This is a genomic window from Novosphingobium sp. 11B (assembly GCF_054589055.1).
In genome coordinates, this window is the sequence record NZ_BAAILP010000350.1 from 1 (window position 1) to 733 (window position 733).

Genomic DNA, 733 nt, shown 5'->3' on the forward strand with positions numbered 1-733 from the left:
GTCGCCTTCCTCAAGCGCTTCGTGGTGTTCAACGTCGATCAGTGCGAGGGGCTGGCGGAAGACCTGACGGCATCTGCGATCCTGCCTGATCCGGTCATGGCTATCGCCGAGGCCGACCGCGTAATTGCCGCATCGGGGGCGGATTTTCGGATCGGTGGGAGCGAGGCCTTCTATTCGCCGACGCTCGACTATGTGCAGGTACCGCCGCAGGCCGCGTTCCATGATCCGGTGAACTGGTATCGCACCGCGCTGCACGAGTTGGGGCATTTCGCCGGAGGCAAAGGGCGGCTGGAACGGGATCAAACCGGGCGGTTCGGTTCGACTTCCTACGCAAGGGAGGAACTGGTTGCCGAGATGACGGCGGCTTTTGCCTGCGCTGCGCTTGGTATCCAGCCCACGGTTCGCCACTCCGATTACATCGGGGCATGGCTGGAGGTGCTGCGCGCCGACGACAAGGCGATCTTCCGCGCGGCAAGCGCCGCCAGCAAGGGCGCCGACTATCTCCTCAAAGGCGCCGAGGGAGGCGAGCAGGGGCAACGCTGATCCCTTTGCGACACTGGGTCGTGGAGTCGCTGACGTGCTCGCCATGGAGCGCCGGTCTGCCTAAGTCCTCTCCGCCCCTATAAACGCCCGAACTGGGTGAGGTTCGTCAAGCCCAAGGTCGCCTCTGTCATCGCACGCCGCGCGACACATCATGCGCTCGGCGAGGAGGAACTGACCTCGCTTGTCGCCT

Annotated in this window: 1 protein-coding gene; it reads left to right on the top strand. The window is 64.4% G+C overall.

Translation table 11 applies throughout. From position 1 onward, the window contains the following. Window positions 1–543, top strand: a 543-nt coding sequence (locus tag ACYPYD_RS28390; protein ID WP_459667141.1) for an ArdC family protein, incomplete at its 5' end; no start/stop codon positions are given. Window positions 544–733 lie beyond the last annotated feature (190 nt).